Annotated in this window: 14 protein-coding genes; 8 read left to right on the top strand and 6 right to left on the bottom strand. The window is 56.6% G+C overall.

Translation table 11 applies throughout. From position 1 onward, the window contains the following. Positions 1-135 precede the first annotated feature (135 nt). The 5 genes from AC0V6W_RS07900 to AC0V6W_RS07880 all read left to right on the top strand — a co-directional run bounded on the left by AC0V6W_RS07900 (position 136) and on the right by AC0V6W_RS07880 (position 7,598). Positions 136-1,401, top strand: coding sequence for an efflux RND transporter periplasmic adaptor subunit (locus AC0V6W_RS07900; RefSeq protein ID WP_486148831.1), 1,266 nt, complete (start codon positions 136-138; stop codon positions 1,399-1,401). After that, a complete protein-coding gene (locus AC0V6W_RS07895) occupies positions 1,398-4,889 on the top strand; it encodes an efflux RND transporter permease subunit (protein ID WP_486148829.1) in 3,492 nt (1,163 codons plus the stop codon). The genes AC0V6W_RS07900 and AC0V6W_RS07895 overlap by 4 nt, the downstream gene beginning before the upstream one ends. A gap of 62 nt (positions 4,890-4,951) precedes the next feature. Beyond that, positions 4,952-6,247 carry a DUF445 domain-containing protein gene (locus AC0V6W_RS07890; protein ID WP_486148827.1) on the top strand — a complete coding sequence of 432 codons (1,296 nt, stop codon included), beginning with the start codon at positions 4,952-4,954 and terminating at the stop codon, positions 6,245-6,247. A gap of 61 nt (positions 6,248-6,308) precedes the next feature. Then, complete coding sequence (locus tag AC0V6W_RS07885; protein WP_486148825.1) at positions 6,309-6,782, top strand: hypothetical protein; 474 nt, start codon at positions 6,309-6,311, stop codon at positions 6,780-6,782. Positions 6,783-6,878: 96 nt separating this feature from the next. After that, positions 6,879-7,598: a sigma-70 RNA polymerase sigma factor region 4 domain-containing protein gene (locus AC0V6W_RS07880; RefSeq protein WP_486148823.1), complete on the top strand. Its 720-nt coding sequence runs from the start codon at positions 6,879-6,881 to the stop codon at positions 7,596-7,598. On the opposite strand, the gene AC0V6W_RS07875 is transcribed toward AC0V6W_RS07880, so the two are convergent. The 4 genes from AC0V6W_RS07875 to AC0V6W_RS07860 all read right to left on the bottom strand — a co-directional run bounded on the left by AC0V6W_RS07875 (position 7,579) and on the right by AC0V6W_RS07860 (position 11,213). Beyond that, positions 7,579-8,508, bottom strand: coding sequence for an energy transducer TonB (locus AC0V6W_RS07875; protein ID WP_486148821.1), 930 nt, complete (start codon positions 8,506-8,508; stop codon positions 7,579-7,581). The two genes, AC0V6W_RS07880 and AC0V6W_RS07875, sit on opposite strands and share 20 nt — an antisense overlap. A gap of 14 nt (positions 8,509-8,522) precedes the next feature. Next, complete coding sequence (locus tag AC0V6W_RS07870) at positions 8,523-9,404, bottom strand: energy transducer TonB (RefSeq protein ID WP_486148819.1); 882 nt, start codon at positions 9,402-9,404, stop codon at positions 8,523-8,525. 100 nt (positions 9,405-9,504) lie between these two features. Continuing rightward, positions 9,505-10,437: an electron transfer flavoprotein subunit alpha/FixB family protein gene (locus AC0V6W_RS07865; RefSeq protein WP_486148817.1), complete on the bottom strand. Its 933-nt coding sequence runs from the start codon at positions 10,435-10,437 to the stop codon at positions 9,505-9,507. A gap of 29 nt (positions 10,438-10,466) precedes the next feature. Then, positions 10,467-11,213: an electron transfer flavoprotein subunit beta/FixA family protein gene (locus AC0V6W_RS07860; RefSeq protein WP_486148815.1), complete on the bottom strand. Its 747-nt coding sequence runs from the start codon at positions 11,211-11,213 to the stop codon at positions 10,467-10,469. A gap of 271 nt (positions 11,214-11,484) precedes the next feature. On the opposite strand from AC0V6W_RS07860, the gene AC0V6W_RS07855 reads away from it, so the two are divergent. Next, positions 11,485-12,405, top strand: coding sequence for a DUF6265 family protein (locus AC0V6W_RS07855; protein WP_486148813.1), 921 nt, complete (start codon positions 11,485-11,487; stop codon positions 12,403-12,405). Positions 12,406-12,467: 62 nt separating this feature from the next. On the opposite strand, the gene sucC is transcribed toward AC0V6W_RS07855, so the two are convergent. Beyond that, positions 12,468-13,682, bottom strand: coding sequence for an ADP-forming succinate--CoA ligase subunit beta (sucC, locus tag AC0V6W_RS07850; protein ID WP_486148811.1), 1,215 nt, complete (start codon positions 13,680-13,682; stop codon positions 12,468-12,470). A gap of 135 nt (positions 13,683-13,817) precedes the next feature. Between sucC and AC0V6W_RS07845 the strand changes: the two genes are divergently transcribed. Further along, complete coding sequence (locus AC0V6W_RS07845; protein ID WP_486148809.1) at positions 13,818-14,600, top strand: 3'(2'),5'-bisphosphate nucleotidase CysQ; 783 nt, start codon at positions 13,818-13,820, stop codon at positions 14,598-14,600. A gap of 52 nt (positions 14,601-14,652) precedes the next feature. Here AC0V6W_RS07845 and AC0V6W_RS07840 read toward each other — a convergent pair whose 3' ends face one another. Continuing rightward, the gene (locus AC0V6W_RS07840) at positions 14,653-15,345 is read right to left on the bottom strand and encodes a YiaD family glycine zipper/OmpA-like lipoprotein (protein WP_486148807.1); all 693 of its coding nucleotides are present in this window, start codon (positions 15,343-15,345) and stop codon (positions 14,653-14,655) included. A 189-nt stretch (positions 15,346-15,534) separates the two neighbouring features. Here AC0V6W_RS07840 and AC0V6W_RS07835 point away from each other — a divergent pair, with 189 nt between their 5' ends. After that, on the top strand, positions 15,535-16,836 hold the full coding sequence (locus AC0V6W_RS07835; RefSeq protein WP_486148805.1) for a hemolysin family protein: 1,302 nt from the start codon (positions 15,535-15,537) through the stop codon (positions 16,834-16,836). The last annotated feature ends 37 nt before the right edge of the window (positions 16,837-16,873 follow it).

Genomic DNA, 16,873 nt, shown 5'->3' with positions numbered 1-16,873 from the left:
AGTCATCAGTCGAACCGCGCATTGCGCGTTAGTAAGTAGAGGCGTATGGCCCTTGCGCGAGGTGAGTTATGCCGATAACACACTTTCAGGGCAGGTGAACGAGCAATTCTTGTTTGACCGCAGCGAGGCGACAGGATGAATTACGAGTCAACAATCACTGATGAGAACGTGGAATATGTCCCCGGCACTGCGCCAGGCGATGTTCACGACGCCAACCGGCCCAGCAAGCGAGGCTGGTCGCGCGGGTTGCTGATTGGCGTGTTTGCCGTGCTGGCTTTGGGCGCTGCGCTGGTCGCTTACTTCGCATTTGCAGGCGGCGATACCGAAGAAGCGGCTGATGACAGCTCTCAAGCGCCCGTTGTCACGGTGGTGGCTGCTGGCCAAACCACTGTCGATGGTGTGATTGAAGTTCCCGGCACGATTGCCGCCCGCCGCGAAATGCCTGTTGGCGTTGAAGGCGAAGGTGGGCGTGTTTTATCCGTGCCGGTTGATGCTGGCCAATGGGTCGGCGCGGGCCAAGTGCTCGCCGTGATAGACCGTTCGGTTCAGGCGCAACAGGCGCAGGCGCAATCTGCGCAGATCGCCGTGGCAAAAGCGGATGCAAAGCTTGCGCAGGCCAATCTTGATCGGTCCTTGCAATTGGTAGAGCGCGGCTTTGTCTCAAAAGCTGATGTTGACCGCTTGACGGCAACCCGCGATGCGGCGACCGCCCGTGTCCGTGTGGCTGAGGCTCAACTGGCAGAATTGCGTGCCCGAAACGCGCGGCTTCGTGTTGTTGCACCTGCTGCGGGCTATGTGCTTGAGCGCAATGTGGAGCCAGGCCAAACGGTGGGCGCAGGATCACCAGCGCTTTTCCGCATCGCGCGCGGCGGCGAGATGGAAATGCTCGCCCAGGTCAGCGAAACACAGCTTGCAGGGATTTCGCAAGGCGTCAGCGCCAGTGTAACGCCAGCCGGATCTGGGAAAAGTTTCAATGGCCAAGTCTGGCAGCTTTCCCCCGTGGTTGACACAAACACCCGGCAAGGGACGGCGCGCATTGCTTTGCCATTCGCCCCTGAATTGCGGCCTGGCGGCTTTGCGACTGCCAAAATCGCAAGCGGGACAATAACCGCAACCGTTCTTCCTGAAAGCGCTGTTCTTGCCGATAGCGAAGGCAGCTTTGTTTACGTCGTTACCGATGAAAACACTGCTGAACGCCGCTCGGTTACAACCGGCATGGTAACGCCCGATGGGATCGCGATTACAGAGGGATTGGCAGGCGGCGAGGCCATTGTGCTGCGTTCTGGCGGGTTCTTGAATCCTGGCGAAACCGTTCAGCCAAGGCGCGAAGGTGCAGCCGGGTCATCCGGTTCAGCGAAAGACACTGGCGAAGAATCTGACGAAGAAGCCACAACCTCATGAATTTTCGCAACCTTTCCGCGTGGTCGATCCGCAATCCTATCATTCCGCTGGTGATGTTCATCGCCGTAACCTTGGCGGGTGTGGTCAGCTTTGTGAGAATGGATGTCGTCAACAATCCCGAAGTTGAATTTCCCGCTGTCCAGGTGGTGATTTCTCAGCCCGGTGCTGCGCCGACAGAGATCGAAAACCAGATCACCCAGCAGATCGAAAGCGCGGTGACATCGATTGACGGGGTCAAACAGGTATCGTCCACCGCAAGCGAGGGTAGCTCCCGGACCTTTGTAGAATTCGAGATCGGCAACGATCCCGACACCGCTGTCGCAGAGGTTAAGAACGCGGTTGACCGGGTGCGCGGCAGCCTTCCCAATGGCATCTTGGAACCGCAGGTGATCAAGGCCCAAATTTCCGGCGGATTTCTGGGCATCTATGCCGTCGAAGCCAGCGATATGACGATTGAACAGCTGAGCTGGTTTATCGACGATACGGTCAGCAAACGGTTGCTGACTATTGATGGAATGGCAGAAGTGGGCCGGTTTGGCGGGGTAGACCGCGAGATCGAAGTGATCCTCGATCCGGCCAAGATGCAAGCTTATGGCATCACCGCCTCTGACATCAACAATGTGCTGCGTCAGGCCAATGTCGATGCCGCGGGCGGATTGGCCGAAGTGGGCGGCACGCGCCAATCGCTGCGCGTGCTGGGCAACAATGAGACCGCTTACGAATTGTCACAGCGGCAACTTCAATTGGGCGGCGGCCGGACTGTTCGATTGAGCGAAGTTGCGCGGGTGCGCGATGGCTATTCCGAACGCAATTCCATTAGCGAAGTGCGCGACCGTGAAGTGGTCAATTTCTTTATGAGCCGCGCGCGCGGAGCATCTGACTTAACCGTTTTCACAGAAGCGCAGGAAAAAATTGCCGAGCTTCAGGTCGAAAACCCTGACGTGAAATTCCTCCCGCTGTTCAACACGGTCAAATACACCAAAAGCCAATACACAAGCTCGATGTCGGCCCTGATCGAAGGGGCGGTGCTGGCGGTGGTTGTGGTGTTCCTGTTCCTGCGCGATTGGCGCGCGACTTTCATCAGCGCGGTTGCCATTCCGCTTTCGGCAATCCCCACATTCTTCTTCATGGATTTGCTCGGCTTCAATCTCAATTTCCTGTCGCTGCTGGCGCTGGGGCTGGTTGCAGGAGTGCTGGTTGACGATGCCATTGTGGAGATCGAAAACATCGTGCGCCATATGCGCATGGGCAAGACCGCCTATCAGGCGAGTATTGATGCCGCCGATGAAATCGGTCTGCCCGTGGTGGCAACCAGTTTTTGTATCGTGGCCGTCTTCCTGCCCGTTGGTTTGATGCCGGGCATTACCGGCCAGTTCTTCAAAAACTTCGGCCTGACCGTGGTTGTCGCCGTTTTGATGAGCCTTGCCGTCGCGCGCATGGTCACGCCGTTAATGGCGGCCTATTTCCTTTCGGCCAAAGGGCATGCCGAACACGGCGAAGGCCCGATGATGAACCTTTATCGCAAGGTGCTCGCCTGGACTCTCGATTCGAGCAAGATGGCAGCGCGCCGCGAAGGTATTGAAGGGCCGCGCTGGCGCTGGCTTTACGTGCCGAGCCTGTTGCTGCTGTCGCTAACCTTGTTGGGCGTCACAGGCGCAGTTATCTTTTCTGTCTGGGATTATCTGGGCGGGCTGGAGATACCCAAAGGCATCGCCAGCACAATATCCGACGATGAATATGGCACTGCGTTTTTCGTCGTAGCAAAGATGGTCGAAGTGCTTTTGTTGGTGTTCGCATCCTTGGTTGCGTTTGCCGCTGGTTGGTTGGTGTTCAAGTTTTGCGAATTGTTCATTCATGTCGGATCGCGGCATGGTCAGAGCACACAATACCTCACCGCTCGTTTTTACGACCACCGTGTCTGGATGTTGGGTGCGGGGTGGATGTCGCTGCTGGTCACATTGGTTTTGATGTCGACTGTCCCGGGACAATTCCAGCCCGATATTGACGATTCCAACAGTGAAATCGCGATTGAGATGGTGCCCGGCACCACGCTTGAAGGGACCAAGCGGGTCACCGATCAGGTCGCCGAAATCCTTTACAAAGAACAAGAAGTTGAACTGATGCTGGAACGCATCCGGGTCGGCGAGGCGACGATCTACATCACTTTGAAAGACGACCGTGAACGCACCTCGATCGATTTTCAGCGCGAGATGGGACCGATCTTAAACCAGATCCCCGATGCGCGGGTTCGGTTTGTCGCCGATTCCATCGGGTTCAGTTCCGGCCGAGACATCACGATCATGCTTGCCGGGTCCGATCCGGAATTGCTCAACAAAACCGCCACCACCCTTGTCGAGCAAATGAAGGGTATCAACACGATTGTCGCGCCGCGTATTGGCGCAGATCTCAGCCGGCCTGAAATCCTGATCAAACCCAATGAGCAGATCGCCGCAGAGCTTGGCGTGTCGACTTTGGCTATCAGTCAGGCCATCCGCATTGCGACGCTTGGCGAAATTGAGCAGAACACGGCGAAATTCTCTTTGTCTGACCGTCAGATCCCGATCCGGGTGAGGTTAAGCGAGGATGACCGCGCCAATTTGACTACGATTGAAAACCTGCCTGTGCAAACGTCAAGTGGCGGCACAGTGCCATTGAGCCGGGTTGCAAGCATTGAGTTTGGGTCCGGCCCAACGGCCATTCAGCGGTTTAATCAAAACCGCCGGGTGCTTGTCGGCGCTGATCTGGGCAGCGGTGTTTTGCGAGGCAATGCGATCGAGCAGATCAATGCTTTGCCGATATTGCAGGAATTGCCCACCGGCGTGATCCGCGATGAAGTTGGCGATGATGAAATTCAGCAGGAATTGCTGTCCAATCTCAGCGTCGCGATTACCGCCGGTGTCTTGTTGGTGTTTGCCTGCCTTGTCCTTCTCTACAAACGCTTGATGAGCCCGCTGGTGAACATGACATCGCTGGCGCTGGCACCGCTTGGCGGGATCATGCTGATCTGGCTCGTAGGTTTGCCGCAAAGCATGCCCGTTTACATCGGGACTTTGCTGTTATTGGGCATCGTGTCCAAAAACTCGATCCTGCTGATTGATTTTGCCATTGAGGAAATGGCGCGCGGAACCGACAAATTTGAGGCGATCATGGAAGCAGGGCACAAACGCGCGCAGCCAATCGTGATGACAACCGTTGCGATGACAGCGGGCATGATCCCCACGGCTATATCGCTCACCGGGGACGGTGCATGGCGCCAACCTATGGGAATTGTGGTGATCGGCGGGCTGATCATGTCCACCTTGCTCACCCTGCTGATTGTGCCGGCTGGCTTCAGCCTTGCTGATGGCTTTGAGAAACGTGTGGGACCATGGCTGCGAGATAAGATGCTGACCTATAAGCCGGGCGATGATACGCGCCCCTTTGGCCAAGGTGACATTGCAACTGATCATGATCTGCCGCGTCCCGGTGGAGCGCAACCTGCTGAATAGCCCGCGCAGCCTTTGCCCGCGCAGGTGGCAGTGATGGTGGAATGTCGGTAAAGCCGCGCCCAATGTCCGATTTGCGTTCGAAACCCATGATGTTCGGCGGTGAGCCGCTCAGCGATGATCGCGCGCGCCGGATGCGTTGGAGCGCGACCGGCCTGCTTGCCGCGATGGCCGCCGTCTTTTTCAGCACGCATGCCCTTGCCGTTTCAGGCCATCCCGCATGGGGATATGTGAACGCTTTCGCCGAAGCGGCCATGGTCGGCGGGCTGGCGGATTGGTTTGCAGTGACCGCGCTGTTTCGCCGCCCGCTTGGCTTGCCCATTCCGCACACCGCAATCATTCCAGAAAACAAGGACCGGATCGCTGACACCATGGCGAGCTTTCTGCAGGAGAATTTCCTGATCCCCTCCGTGGTCGCGCGCCGCATGTCGGGAATGAATGTCGCGCGCGCAGTGGGCGATTTTCTGGTGGCGGGCTCTGATCCCGCATCGGATCAGGATGCCCGATCGCGGATCACCGGAGGCGCAGCGGAATTGCTGGCTGAAGTGCTGGAATCGCTCGATCCGGACAGGCTGGGCAATCAGGTGCGTTCGGGGCTGGCTGGCCAGCTGGCAAAGATTGACGTGTCGCCGCTTGCCGGACGGATGCTCGAAAGCGCAATGGCGGACCGCAGCCACTTGCCTTTGATCAATGGCTTTATCCGCTGGGCCGGTCTTACCCTTGAAGACAACGAAGAAACCGTGCGCGACATCATTCACCAACGCGCCAATGGCGTGCTGCGCTGGACGGGCCTTGATGAACGGATTTCCGCCAGCGTTCTGGATGGCCTCTATAAGCTGCTCGCCGAAGTTCTTGTCGACCCAGAGCATCCCTTGCGCTCAAAAATCGAAGAGGGGCTTTCCCAGCTTGCCCGCGATTTGCAGCACGATCCTGAAATGCGTGAGCGGGTGGAAAAGATGAAGCGCGATGTGATCGACAACCCTGCGGTTGCGGAATGGTGGATGGGCGTATGGGAGCGCATTCGCCGGTCGCTTATCCGCCGCGCGCGCGATTCGCAAAGCGGGCTGGGCGTGGAAATGCGCAAAGGCCTTGCCGACCTTGGCGAGGCGCTCAAGCAGGATGACCGCCTGCAGCTTCAAATAAACCGTTTCGCTCGGCGCACAGCCGCAGGTGTCGCAACGCGTTATGGGTCAGAGATTGTCACACTGGTATCAGAAACGGTCAAGCGCTGGGACGCAACGACGATCACGGGCCGGATTGAAAACGCGGTTGGGCGTGACTTGCAATTCATTCGGATCAACGGAACGCTGGTGGGCGGGCTGGTGGGCATGACGCTGCATTTCATTACCTCACTTATGTAACGCCCATCGGTATGAACCCCTAACCCGCCCGAACTGGCCATATTTCGTCTAAAACAGACAGATGGCCAAACAATCCAATCCCACTCCTGCAACCCATGAAGTGCATTTAGTCCCCGGCGCGCAGGCGATCATCAATGGCGCTTTGGTAACGGCGCGAGATCATTGCGTGTTCGATGTAAGCGCGGGCGCGTTCGTTCTCAAAGGGCGCGCCTTGTGGCGCGAAAAACCAGGCTCGCGTCACCCTTGCGATGAGCTGTATTTTTCAATCCTCGAAGCAGGCATCGACGCGGATAGCTTTTACGAGGCTCGTTTTCGTCTGTTTCGATTGCTGGGCGAAGTGGTTGCCCGCGATCGCAGCTATCAGGCGCAGCGCGAATGCGCCTTATGTGCAGCCGCGATCATTGCGGGCGATGTTCAAGAAGCCACCGAAAGCGCCTCCCGCCTGTGTGCCATAACGGCTCATCCTCACGGAGCAGCGCGCAAGATCCCCGGGCGCAAAGCGGCGCGCCGTCAGCAAGAGATTGCCGTGCGGTAACCCGTCCAAAGGCGTAAGGCCGGGCAAGGCCAGCTACGCGCTCAACCATATCCCCTTCCCAATATCGCTCTAATGGCGAGCGGCTAACCTTGGTTCATGAACCGAGGAAAAGCGGCCCTGCACCCTGTGTCTGCCAAGGCACCGGGTTCCACCAATATCGGTGACCAGATCGAAAGGCTGGCCGCCGATATAAGCGCGCATGAACGTGTGCAAAGCCGCCCCTTCATGGCGCTGCTAAAAGTGCTGGAGCCGCGAATTGGCCGTCTGATCCGTCAGTACGGCCTTGGCGATATGGGCGATGATGCCCAGCAGGCGGCGGCTATCGGGGTGTGCCGTGCCCTATCCAGCTATGATCGCGAAAAGGCGTCTTTTTCCACCCATGTCACATGGCAGATCCGCGGCGAATTGCAGAGCCTGCGCCACCGTATGCGGATTGATCAACGCCGCAGTGCCCGCACAGCCGGCATCGCGACCGTTTCATTGGATGCCCTGTCTCTTACAGCAGATGGCGCGGGCACACCGTTCGAGATCGTCGATGAACGCGCCTGCGAGCGAACCGAAAGTGGCGCGAGCGATGCAATGGCGATAACGGCGTTGAACACCTGTCTCAACCGGCTCAACGCGCCCAGCGAAGAGCGCGCCATTGTGTTCGATCACATCCGCGGCAATTCAAATTCGGTGAAAGGTACCAGTCAGAAAACGGCCGAGCAGCGTCGCCAGATCGTGCGCCGAACTCTGCGCAATTGCTCGAAAGTCATACTTAGCACGGTTCTGGATTCTAAGGTGGGAAAAGGCTTCAATTCAACTGGTAGGTGACACGGGTTTGATATGACCCCCAGGTCGGATCTCCTTTGTCATCAAGAGCGGGTCGAAACCGTGAATATCGCATCATCGCTAGGCAGGCGGCATCTTTGAAGCCCGGTGCGCCGCTAAACTGCACAACTTCACAGAATGTAGCGCGCCCCTCAGGATTGATTTGCACCCGCACACCGACTGATCCTTGCTTGGATTCGCGCAGGAGATAGGAGGGGTAGTCGACCTGGATGCGCTGTGCCCACTCGGTCTCTTGCGTCGAACGGGGGCCTTGACCCGAAAGCGGTTGCTGCGTTTCGAGCTTGCGCTGACGCATTGGCAATTCGTCGGTGCACTCGCGAAGCCGGGCGATACTCTCCTTCAAACCGCCCGTTCGAAGAGATACCTTTTGGACAAGCGCTCCAGAAAGTTCCATAGACTGAACCGAAGCATAACGTTCATCCAGCGTTTCGGGCTCGGCCAGATTGCTGTCCTCCCATCTGAAAGGACTGTCTTCTGCTTCATCTGCTTCGGGAGGGTCAGTGTCCTCTTTTTCCAGGTTTATGGCGGCTATTCCAAACATGCTGAGCACCGGATTGCCCTTGCTCGAAACGCTTGAGATATAGCCTCGGTTCTGCTTTTCATCCGGGCTGAAGCCGACAGTAATACGCGAGCCATAAGGATTGCGCAATGGTCGGCCGATAAGAGTAACATTGAAGTAGTGCCCGGCACCCGCTTTATCCATCCATAGGGTCACCCGCTCCTCTCCTTCACCAAAGGTGCGAGAAAGGCGGCATTTGTCGTCATATTCGCGCAGCTTCCAATCAGAGGAAGGCGCAAGGTCGAGTGTTGCGGCATGGGCGGGTGCGGAGGCGGTGAAGATCCACGTAGTGGCGGCACATCCAGCGAATACAAATTGTTTTAGTCTGTTCATCTCGCTTTCTCTTCTTACCGGCCCATTCTGTACGTAAGTGAGGTTGCGTAATATGATCTGAAGGGCTGGCCATCTGCATCCAAGGCGGGTGTGAACTTACCCTTTCTAATCACTGGATCGCAGGCTTTTGATTGGAGCTTTTTAGTCTGTGTCGCTTCATTTAGAATGCATTGCTCAACCGCGCCGTCTGCAGCAATAATGACGCGCATTCGGAGAATGGCTTGCTCTCCCCGGTTCAACGCTGCGATTGGATAGCGCTGCTGAATTTCGCCCGCGATCTTGGATACATTGGTCCATTGCGGGAGCTGTGTGGCTGTAAGGTGTTTTTCGACATCGAGCCCCCAGTCCTTGACTATGTCCTGTGTGCAAGTGTTCATGACTTTGAAAGCCTGTGCCAACGGGCCGGTTTTGAACACGACCGTTTTGCCCGCTTGGGTCAAAGATACAAACTCAACCTGTGCCGCGCGGGTAATGTCCAGCTGAGGAAAAGCGCCCTCGTTTCGGGCAACACTTGCCGGATCAATGGGCAGCGATACCGAGCTATAGATGATCGCGGGGCCATAGGAATCGGTGTCACCTTTGAAGGGCCTGCCTATCTCAGCATCGATGCCATCCTCGAATTGAAGCTTGGTGCTTTTTCGGCTCTTGAACCGATTAAAGCTGGGTCCGGTGACGGTTAGGCCAAAGCCGCCACTGGGACCATATTGGTCGAACGCAAGAAGATGTTTGTCTTCGCCTTCGCCAAATGTGCGCGCAAGCCGGCATTTCTCCGGACCGAAATCCACAATCCATTGCGACGAAGCTTCAAGCTCGACTGTCTTCGCATGTGCCGGAGCAGGCGTAGTGAGCAAACCAATTGTGGCCGCACCGGAAATAGCGAAAAGTAAAAGCCGCATAAAAAACCCTCCGCAAAGCACTTTAGCTTAGCGGAGGGTTTCTTCAACCTTCGGAAATTGTGCAGTTTTATCGCGGCACAATGTCGAATTTACTGCGTTATCACCCCAGCGCGCCAGTCAATTCGGGCACGGCATTATAGAGATCCGCAACAAGACCGATATCAGCCACCTGGAAGATCGGCGCATCTTCGTCCTTGTTGATCGCGATGATCACTTTGGAATCCTTCATGCCGGCCAGGTGCTGAATCGCGCCTGAAATGCCGATGGCGATGTAGACCTCGGGAGCGACGATTTTGCCGGTTTGGCCGACCTGATAATCATTGGGAACATAGCCCGCATCCACCGCTGCGCGTGATGCGCCAATGGCAGCGCCCAGCTTATCAGCCAGCGGGTTGATGATCTGTTCGAATGTCTCGGAGTCCTTGAGCGCGCGGCCACCTGATACGATGACTTTGGCGCTGGCAAGCTCGGGACGGTCGCTGGATGCGATTTCGCTGCTGACAAAGCTGGAGATGCCCGCATCGCCGGGTCCGCTTGCATCCTCGATTGCGGCTGAACCGCCTTCTGCTTCGGCTTTGGCAAAAGCGGTGCCGCGCACAGTGATAACCAGCTTGGGATCGGCCGATTCGACGGTTGCAATCGCGTTGCCGGCATAGATCGGGCGAGTGAACGTCTTTGGCCCCTCGACTGAAAGAATGTCCGAGATCTGCATGACGTCAAGATGCGCCGCGACGCGCGGAGCGATGTTCTTGCCCGAAGTTGTGGCAGGCGCGAGGAAGGCGTCATAGCCGTTCATCAGGCCTGCAATGAGCGGGGCGACGTTTTCAGCAAGGCCATTGGCATAAGCGGCATCGTCGGCTTTCAGCACTTTGGCAACGCCAACTATTTTGGCAGCGGCTTCTGCAACTGCGCCGCAATCATGGCCAGCGACCAGCGCGGTGACTTCGCCAAGCTGCGCTGCGGCAGTGACGACGGCAAGAGTGGCGTCGTTCACAGCGGCATTATCGTGTTCTACAAGAACGAGAGTATTCATATGTCTGTCCTTTTCTTTCGCTGGGCCGCTTACGCGATCCCCAGTTCCTTGATCTTGGCTACCAGAGCCGCAACGTCTTCGACCTTTTCACCAGCCTGGCGAACCGGAGGCTCGCTGACATTGGTCGTGGTCAGACGCGGTGCGATGTCTACGCCGAAATCGGCAGGCGCTTTGGTGTCGAGCGGCTTTTTCTTCGCTTTCATGATATTGGGCAGCGAAGCATAGCGCGGCTCGTTCAGGCGAAGGTCGGTGGTGACGATCGCAGGCATGGTGAGCTTGACCGTTTCCAGACCGCCATCAATCTCACGTTTCACGGTCACAGCATCGCCATCAACCTCAACCGTGTTGGCAAAAGTGCCTTGCGGGCGGCCCATGAGGGCTGCGAGCATCTGGCCGGTCTGGTTTGAATCGTCCGAGATAGACTGCTTGCCAAGCAGGATGAGGCCGGGGCCTTCTTCCTCGGCAATCGCTTTGAGGATTTTGGCAACGGCGAGCGGTTCAACCTCTTCGTCGGTCTCAACCAGAATGGCGCGATCTGCACCCATGGCGAGCGCAGTGCGCAGCGTTTCCTGAGCCTTTGCAGGGCCGACAGACACAGCGATGATTTCCTCAGCCTTGCCAGCTTCCTTAATGCGGATCGCTTCTTCGACAGCGATTTCATCGAACGGGTTCATGCTCATTTTGACATTGGCAAGATCAACGCCTGTGCCATCAGCTTTCACCCGCGGCTTTACGTTGTAGTCGATCACCCGTTTGACGGGGACGAGGATTTTCATGACGTAAGTGTCCTTTCCCTTTGATCTTTGGCCTAAGAATCGCGTGATGCGACCGTGATTTGTTCTAAGCCGTAGCTTGCGTTTACGTAAACGTCAAGTTCACCGCAGGGTTGAAAAATGAGATGGCCCATAAGGATGTACTTGCTGAACTAAGAGGCGTTTCCTCGCTTTGCGCAGAGCCAAGGTCAAGCCTCGTTTTTGCCAAGAATGATGCAATTTTTGCCCCCTTATTGCATCTGTTGCGATACACATGGGCGAAGGAGGCGGAAGGATGCACAAAACGCTTGGATTTGCAGTGGCAGCTTTGGGGATCGTTTTCGGTCAGCCACTCATGGCACAAGACAAACAGCCAGCGCCGCTTGAAACGCGCGTGATCGCGGCGGCGGACAAGGCGCAATTCGAATCGCCTCCGGCCATTTTGGCGCAATTGGATTGGCTTGTTGGCCAATGGCAGGGCGAAGGGATTGGCGGGGCGCCTGCGATGGAAAGCTGGCTTGAGCCCATGGGCGGAACGATGGTTGGTACTTTTGTCCAAGAGACTGAAGTCGGCGCGATTATGTTCACTGAGCATATGTATATCATGGCCGATGGCGGATCGCTCGCGCTGAAATTGAAGCACTTCAACGCCGACCTCACAGGGTGGGAGGAAAAGGATGATATGCTCACCTTCCGCCTTGTCGCGATTGAGGAATGCGCGGCCTATTTCAACGCGCTGACTTTGCGCTGCGCCGATCCGGAAAAGCCAGGTGAGGGATTGGTCGCGGCAGTGCGGATGCAGGAGGGTGGGGAGTTGGTGTTCCGCTTCCGCCCCGCTGCGGGATCAAATCCGCGCTCATACGATTGCGACGGAACGACAGTCGCGGTGAACGCCTGTCTTGCTGCGATCCGCAATCGGGCTGAGGAGCGTGAGCAACTCTATTTCGAAACTGCACTGGGTGAGAGCGGTTTGACCGAAGGGGAAAACGAATTGCACAAGCTTATGCGCGCATCGCAAGCCGCTGCGGCCGAACACCGTGTGCAAGAGTGCGGCGCGGTCTATGAGTTCTGGAAATCGGGCACGATCCGCAATGCGATGAGCCTGCGCTGCTCCATCCGGCTGATCGATCAACGCACGCACACGATCTGGCGCAATTGGCTGACATATCAGGATTCGAGCGCTCCAATCCTTCCGGAACCGGGGCCAAGTCAGTAATGGAAAAATGGGCCGCCCCGGATCACTCCCAAGCGGCCCATTCAAACCAGTTTTGGCGAAGTTTACGCCGCTTTCTTCACCTCAGCGACAATCTTCTTGGCGGCATCGCCAAGATCATCAGCAGGCACGATAGCGAGGCCCGAATTGGCGAGGATTTCCTTGCCAGCCTCAACATTGGTGCCTTCGAGGCGAACCACCAGCGGAACCTGAAGGTTTACGTCTTTTGCCGCTTGCACCACGCCATTTGCAATGATGTCGCATTTCATGATGCCGCCAAAGATGTTGACCAGAATGCCCTCAACAGCCGGGTCTTTTAAAATGATCTTGAACGCCGCTGTCACTTTTTCGGTCGTCGCGCCGCCGCCCACATCGAGGAAGTTGGCAGGGAATGCGCCGTTCAGCTTGATGATGTCCATCGTTGCCATGGCAAGGCCTGCGCCATTGACCATGCAGCCGATATTGCCGTCCAATTTGATGTAAGCCAGATCATACTCGCTCGCTTCAACCTCGGCTGGGTCTTCTTCTGTTTCATCACGCATGTCTTCGATGGCGGGATGGCGGTAAAGCGCATTTCCATCAAAACTCATCTTGGTGTCGAGCACTAGCAAGTGCGCTTTGCCATCTTCATCCGGCTTGGTCTCAACCAGCGGATTGATCTCAAGCATGTCGCAATCGCTAGCGATGAAGGCGGTGTAAAGCTGCTTTGCCAGTTTTTGGCACTGCTTGTTGAGGTCGCCCGAAAGCTCAAGCGCAAATGCCACCGCGCGGGCATGGTGCGGCATAAAGCCCTGTGCGGGATCAATCGTGATCGTTGTGATCTTTTCCGGGGTTTCATGGGCGACATCTTCAATGTCCATCCCGCCTTCGGTAGATGCAACCATCGCGACCTGTCCCGATGCCCGGTCAACCAGCATGGCGAGGTAATATTCGCTTTCAATATCGACGCCGTCCGTAACATAAAGGCGATTGACTTGTTTGCCTTCTGCTCCGGTTTGGATCGTTACAAGCGTGTTGCCGAGCATTTCTTTGGCGTGGCTTTCCACCTCATCCAGCGAAAATGCGAGCCGCACGCCGCCTTTGGCATCTTCGGGCAATTCTTTGAATTTACCTTTGCCGCGTCCACCGGCGTGAATTTGCGCTTTGACCACATAAAGCGGACCAGGCAGTTTTTTAGCGCCAGCAACAGCTTCGTCGACCGTCAGCGCCGCATGCCCTGCCGGGATCGCAATCCCGTGTTCTTTGAGCAGCTCTTTCGCCTGATATTCATGCACATTCATGCCGTTTGATCCCTATTCAACTGAATTTGCCCGCGACGCCGCTGCGTTTGCACACAGGCGCCAAAGTTTGTTGTGCCTAAGCATGTATCGAAGCGCTTGAAAAGTGCCTCTCGCACCGTCACGGATGGAATTGGCATGATTGATAGGAATCGCTTGGAATTGATCGTCCGCGAAGCGGGCAGAATGGCGCTCGCGCGGTGGCCGGGCGCAGGGCATGTGCTTTCCAGTTGGGATAAGACACCGGGCAATCCAGTTAGCGAGGCGGATCTTGAAGTGGATGCCTTTCTAAAGCGCGAACTGGGCGCGTTGTTGCCATCTGCCGGTTGGCTGTCCGAAGAAACAGCGGATGACGAGGCGCGGCTGGACAAAGGTCTGATCTGGATGGTCGATCCGGTGGACGGGACGCGCGATTTTATCCGAGGCCGGGACGGCTGGGCCGTGTCCGTTGCGCTGATCAGTGCGGGCAAACCTTTGATCGCTGCCTTGTTTGCTCCTGCCAGAGGCGAAGAATTTGTGGCCGTGGCGGGCCAGGGAGCTCGGCTAAACGGTCAGCCAATCACCGCATCAAAGCGGAAGGTTCTGGCAGGCGCGCGTATTCCCGCTGACCAATTGCCGCGCGCGATCAGAGACTGGGAAATGGTTGAAAAGCCCAACTCGATTGCTTTGAGAATAGCCATGGTCGCCAGCGCAAAGGCTGATGTGGTGGCAACTTTGCGATGGGGGTTTGAATGGGACGTGGCCGCTGCGACCTTGATTGCGCGCGAAGCTGGTGCGCGGGTATCGCAGGCCTTTGGCGAACCACTGAGCTTTAACAAGCGCGACCCGCGCGATTTTGGAGTGCTGGTGTCATCGCCTGCAATCCACGAAGAGGCCGCGGCGCGGATCAAGCATTTGGCGCAAGTCTTGAAAGGCAAATGAGAACGGGCTCCCAATCCGGGAGCCCGCACTGCTGTTCTAAGATTTTGGTTGATTAGCCCTGCGCGTTAGCCACATCGTCTTCGCTGATCGGAATGATCTTGATCTCGACCCGCCGGTTAAGCGGTTCATTCACACCATCTGCGGTTTTGACGCGCAATTGGTCGTAGCTTTCGCCAAATCCGCGCGTCGCAAGACGCCCGCGAGCCACTCCTTTTGCGGCAAGGTAATCGGCCACGGCCTGCGCGCGTTGCTCAGACAGGCGCTGGTTGAGTGCATTCGATCCGGTGGTGTCCGTAAAACCGTAAACGTCGATCAGGCTATTGGGATACTTGATCAGGCTTTCGGCGACCGTATCTAGTGTCGAGTTAAAGCCAGGATTGATCGCAGCGGAGCCGCTTGCGAAGGTCACGCCATCAGGAAGACGGACCAAAATGGCATCTTGATCGCCAACTTCTTCGATATCGATGCCGCTACCCGCAGTTTGTTCATCCAATTCTTTAATCTGGTCGTCAAACTGCTTGCCGACCACCGCGCCAGCAGTGCCGCCAATGCCTGCACCAATAATCCGCGCTGCATCGCCGCCAATCGCGCCGCCGAGCAAATAGCCCAAAGTACCGCCCAATGCGGCGCCAATGCCTGTTCGGGAGACCTTCTGTTCGCCCGTGTTTGGATCGGTGACACAAGCGCTTGTCGTTAAAAGCGCAAACGAAGCTGTGCCGGCAAGTAGAATGCGTGATCGGTTCATGGTGTTGATCTCCTTTTCAACATATAGCGCTGTCGCACACAGATCGTTCCATATGCAAGTTGACCGCGCCAAGTCGGACATGATGTGCTGCCAATCGCTTTGCCTGTCCATGAATGCGATGTAACGATTTGTTAGCCATGTTTCACCACGCTGCTTCCATCCCTGCGCATTTGTGCTAGCGGTCTGATCGTGACACCGTTTCCCTGGTCTGACCTCATCCTGATATTTGGGCTGATTGTGCTCAATGGCGTGTTCGCGATGTCTGAACTCGCCATTGTCTCGGCCAAAACCGCCACGCTTCAGGCAAAAGCCGAAGAAGATTCTGTTGGCGCACGCATCGCACTGCGATTGGCGGCAGAACCCGGTAAGTTTCTTTCAACCGTGCAAATAGGGATCACGCTGATCGCTATCATCACAGGCGCTTTGTCTGGCGCAAGTCTTGAAGCGCCTGTTGGAGAACGCCTGGCTGCAATTGGCGTGCCGGAGGACGTGTCGCGGCAAACGGCGTTCATCATGGTGATCGCGCTGACGACCTATTTCAGTGTTGTCGTCGGTGAACTGGTTCCCAAACAGCTGGCATTGCGGGCCGCAGTACCGATATCGCTCATCATGTCGCGGCCAATGGCGTTTCTCGCCGCGATCGCTGCGCCGCTTGTTTGGGTGCTCGACACATCATCGGCCGGGATCATTCGCTTGTTTGGTATCCGCTCCAAAGGGAGCAGCAGCGTCACGGCAGAAGAGCTCCAGATGATCTTTGCTGATGCCACCCGGTCTGGCGTGATCGAGGCTGAACAGCACCAGATCCTGACTGGCGTTGTTCGCCTCGCGGAGCGCCCCGTGCGCGATATGATGACCCCGCGCACCGAGCTTGACTGGATCGAGGCTGATGCTGATCATGATCAGATCAAGCAGACTATTGACGATAGCCCGCACTCGCTGCTGCCTGTCGCGGAAGGTTCACCTGATACGATCCTTGGTATCGTCAAAGTTCGTGAAGTGTTGGGGGCTTTGGTTGCAAACAAGCCTGTAATCATCCGGGATATGATGCACCGGGGCGAAGTGGTTCCCGATCAGCTTGATGCAATGGATGCACTGCGCGTGCTTCAATCAGCCGATATCGCAATGGCTGTGGTTCACGATGAATATGGCCATTTCGAAGGGATCGTAACGCCCGTTGATTTGCTTACCGCAATCGCCGGCAATTTCGCCAGCGATCAGGACGAAGGCGATCAGCCTTTGATCGTCGAGCGGCCCGACGGTTCTCTGTTAGTGTCAGGGGCTTTGTCGGCGGACGCGCTCGCGGATCGGCTTTCGATTGAATATGAAGAAAGCCGCGAATTCGGCACAGCAGCAGGCTACGCTTTGTCTGTGCTTAAGCATTTACCTCTGCCAGGAGAGCGGTTTGCAGATCAGGGTTGGCAGTTTGAAATTACCGGTATGGACCACCGCCGGATCGACAAAATCCTGGTGACGCGTGAGGACAACCAGTAAACGTCCGAAAACGTCTAGCTGGCTAGCGCTGCTTGGT

The sequence above is a fragment of the Erythrobacter sp. JB1-7 genome (assembly GCF_057365015.1).
The sequence above is the reverse complement of the archived record's forward strand: the minus strand, read 5'-3'. Positions and strand labels throughout refer to the sequence as shown.

Excerpts from the sequence above, each read along its gene's own strand:
- AC0V6W_RS07900 (WP_486148831.1), top strand. The coding sequence starts at position 136 with ATGAATTACGAGTCAACAATCACTGATGAGAACGTGGAATATGTCCCC.
- AC0V6W_RS07895 (WP_486148829.1), top strand. The coding sequence starts at position 1,398 with ATGAATTTTCGCAACCTTTCCGCGTGGTCGATCCGCAATCCTATCATT.
- AC0V6W_RS07890 (WP_486148827.1), top strand. The coding sequence starts at position 4,952 with ATGTCCGATTTGCGTTCGAAACCCATGATGTTCGGCGGTGAGCCGCTC.
- AC0V6W_RS07885 (WP_486148825.1), top strand. The coding sequence starts at position 6,309 with ATGGCCAAACAATCCAATCCCACTCCTGCAACCCATGAAGTGCATTTA.
- AC0V6W_RS07880 (WP_486148823.1), top strand. The coding sequence starts at position 6,879 with ATGAACCGAGGAAAAGCGGCCCTGCACCCTGTGTCTGCCAAGGCACCG.
- AC0V6W_RS07875 (WP_486148821.1), bottom strand. The coding sequence starts at position 8,508 with ATGAACAGACTAAAACAATTTGTATTCGCTGGATGTGCCGCCACTACG.
- AC0V6W_RS07870 (WP_486148819.1), bottom strand. The coding sequence starts at position 9,404 with ATGCGGCTTTTACTTTTCGCTATTTCCGGTGCGGCCACAATTGGTTTG.
- AC0V6W_RS07865 (WP_486148817.1), bottom strand. The coding sequence starts at position 10,437 with ATGAATACTCTCGTTCTTGTAGAACACGATAATGCCGCTGTGAACGAC.
- AC0V6W_RS07860 (WP_486148815.1), bottom strand. The coding sequence starts at position 11,213 with ATGAAAATCCTCGTCCCCGTCAAACGGGTGATCGACTACAACGTAAAG.
- AC0V6W_RS07855 (WP_486148813.1), top strand. The coding sequence starts at position 11,485 with ATGCACAAAACGCTTGGATTTGCAGTGGCAGCTTTGGGGATCGTTTTC.
- sucC (WP_486148811.1), bottom strand. The coding sequence starts at position 13,682 with ATGAATGTGCATGAATATCAGGCGAAAGAGCTGCTCAAAGAACACGGG.
- AC0V6W_RS07845 (WP_486148809.1), top strand. The coding sequence starts at position 13,818 with ATGATTGATAGGAATCGCTTGGAATTGATCGTCCGCGAAGCGGGCAGA.
- AC0V6W_RS07840 (WP_486148807.1), bottom strand. The coding sequence starts at position 15,345 with ATGAACCGATCACGCATTCTACTTGCCGGCACAGCTTCGTTTGCGCTT.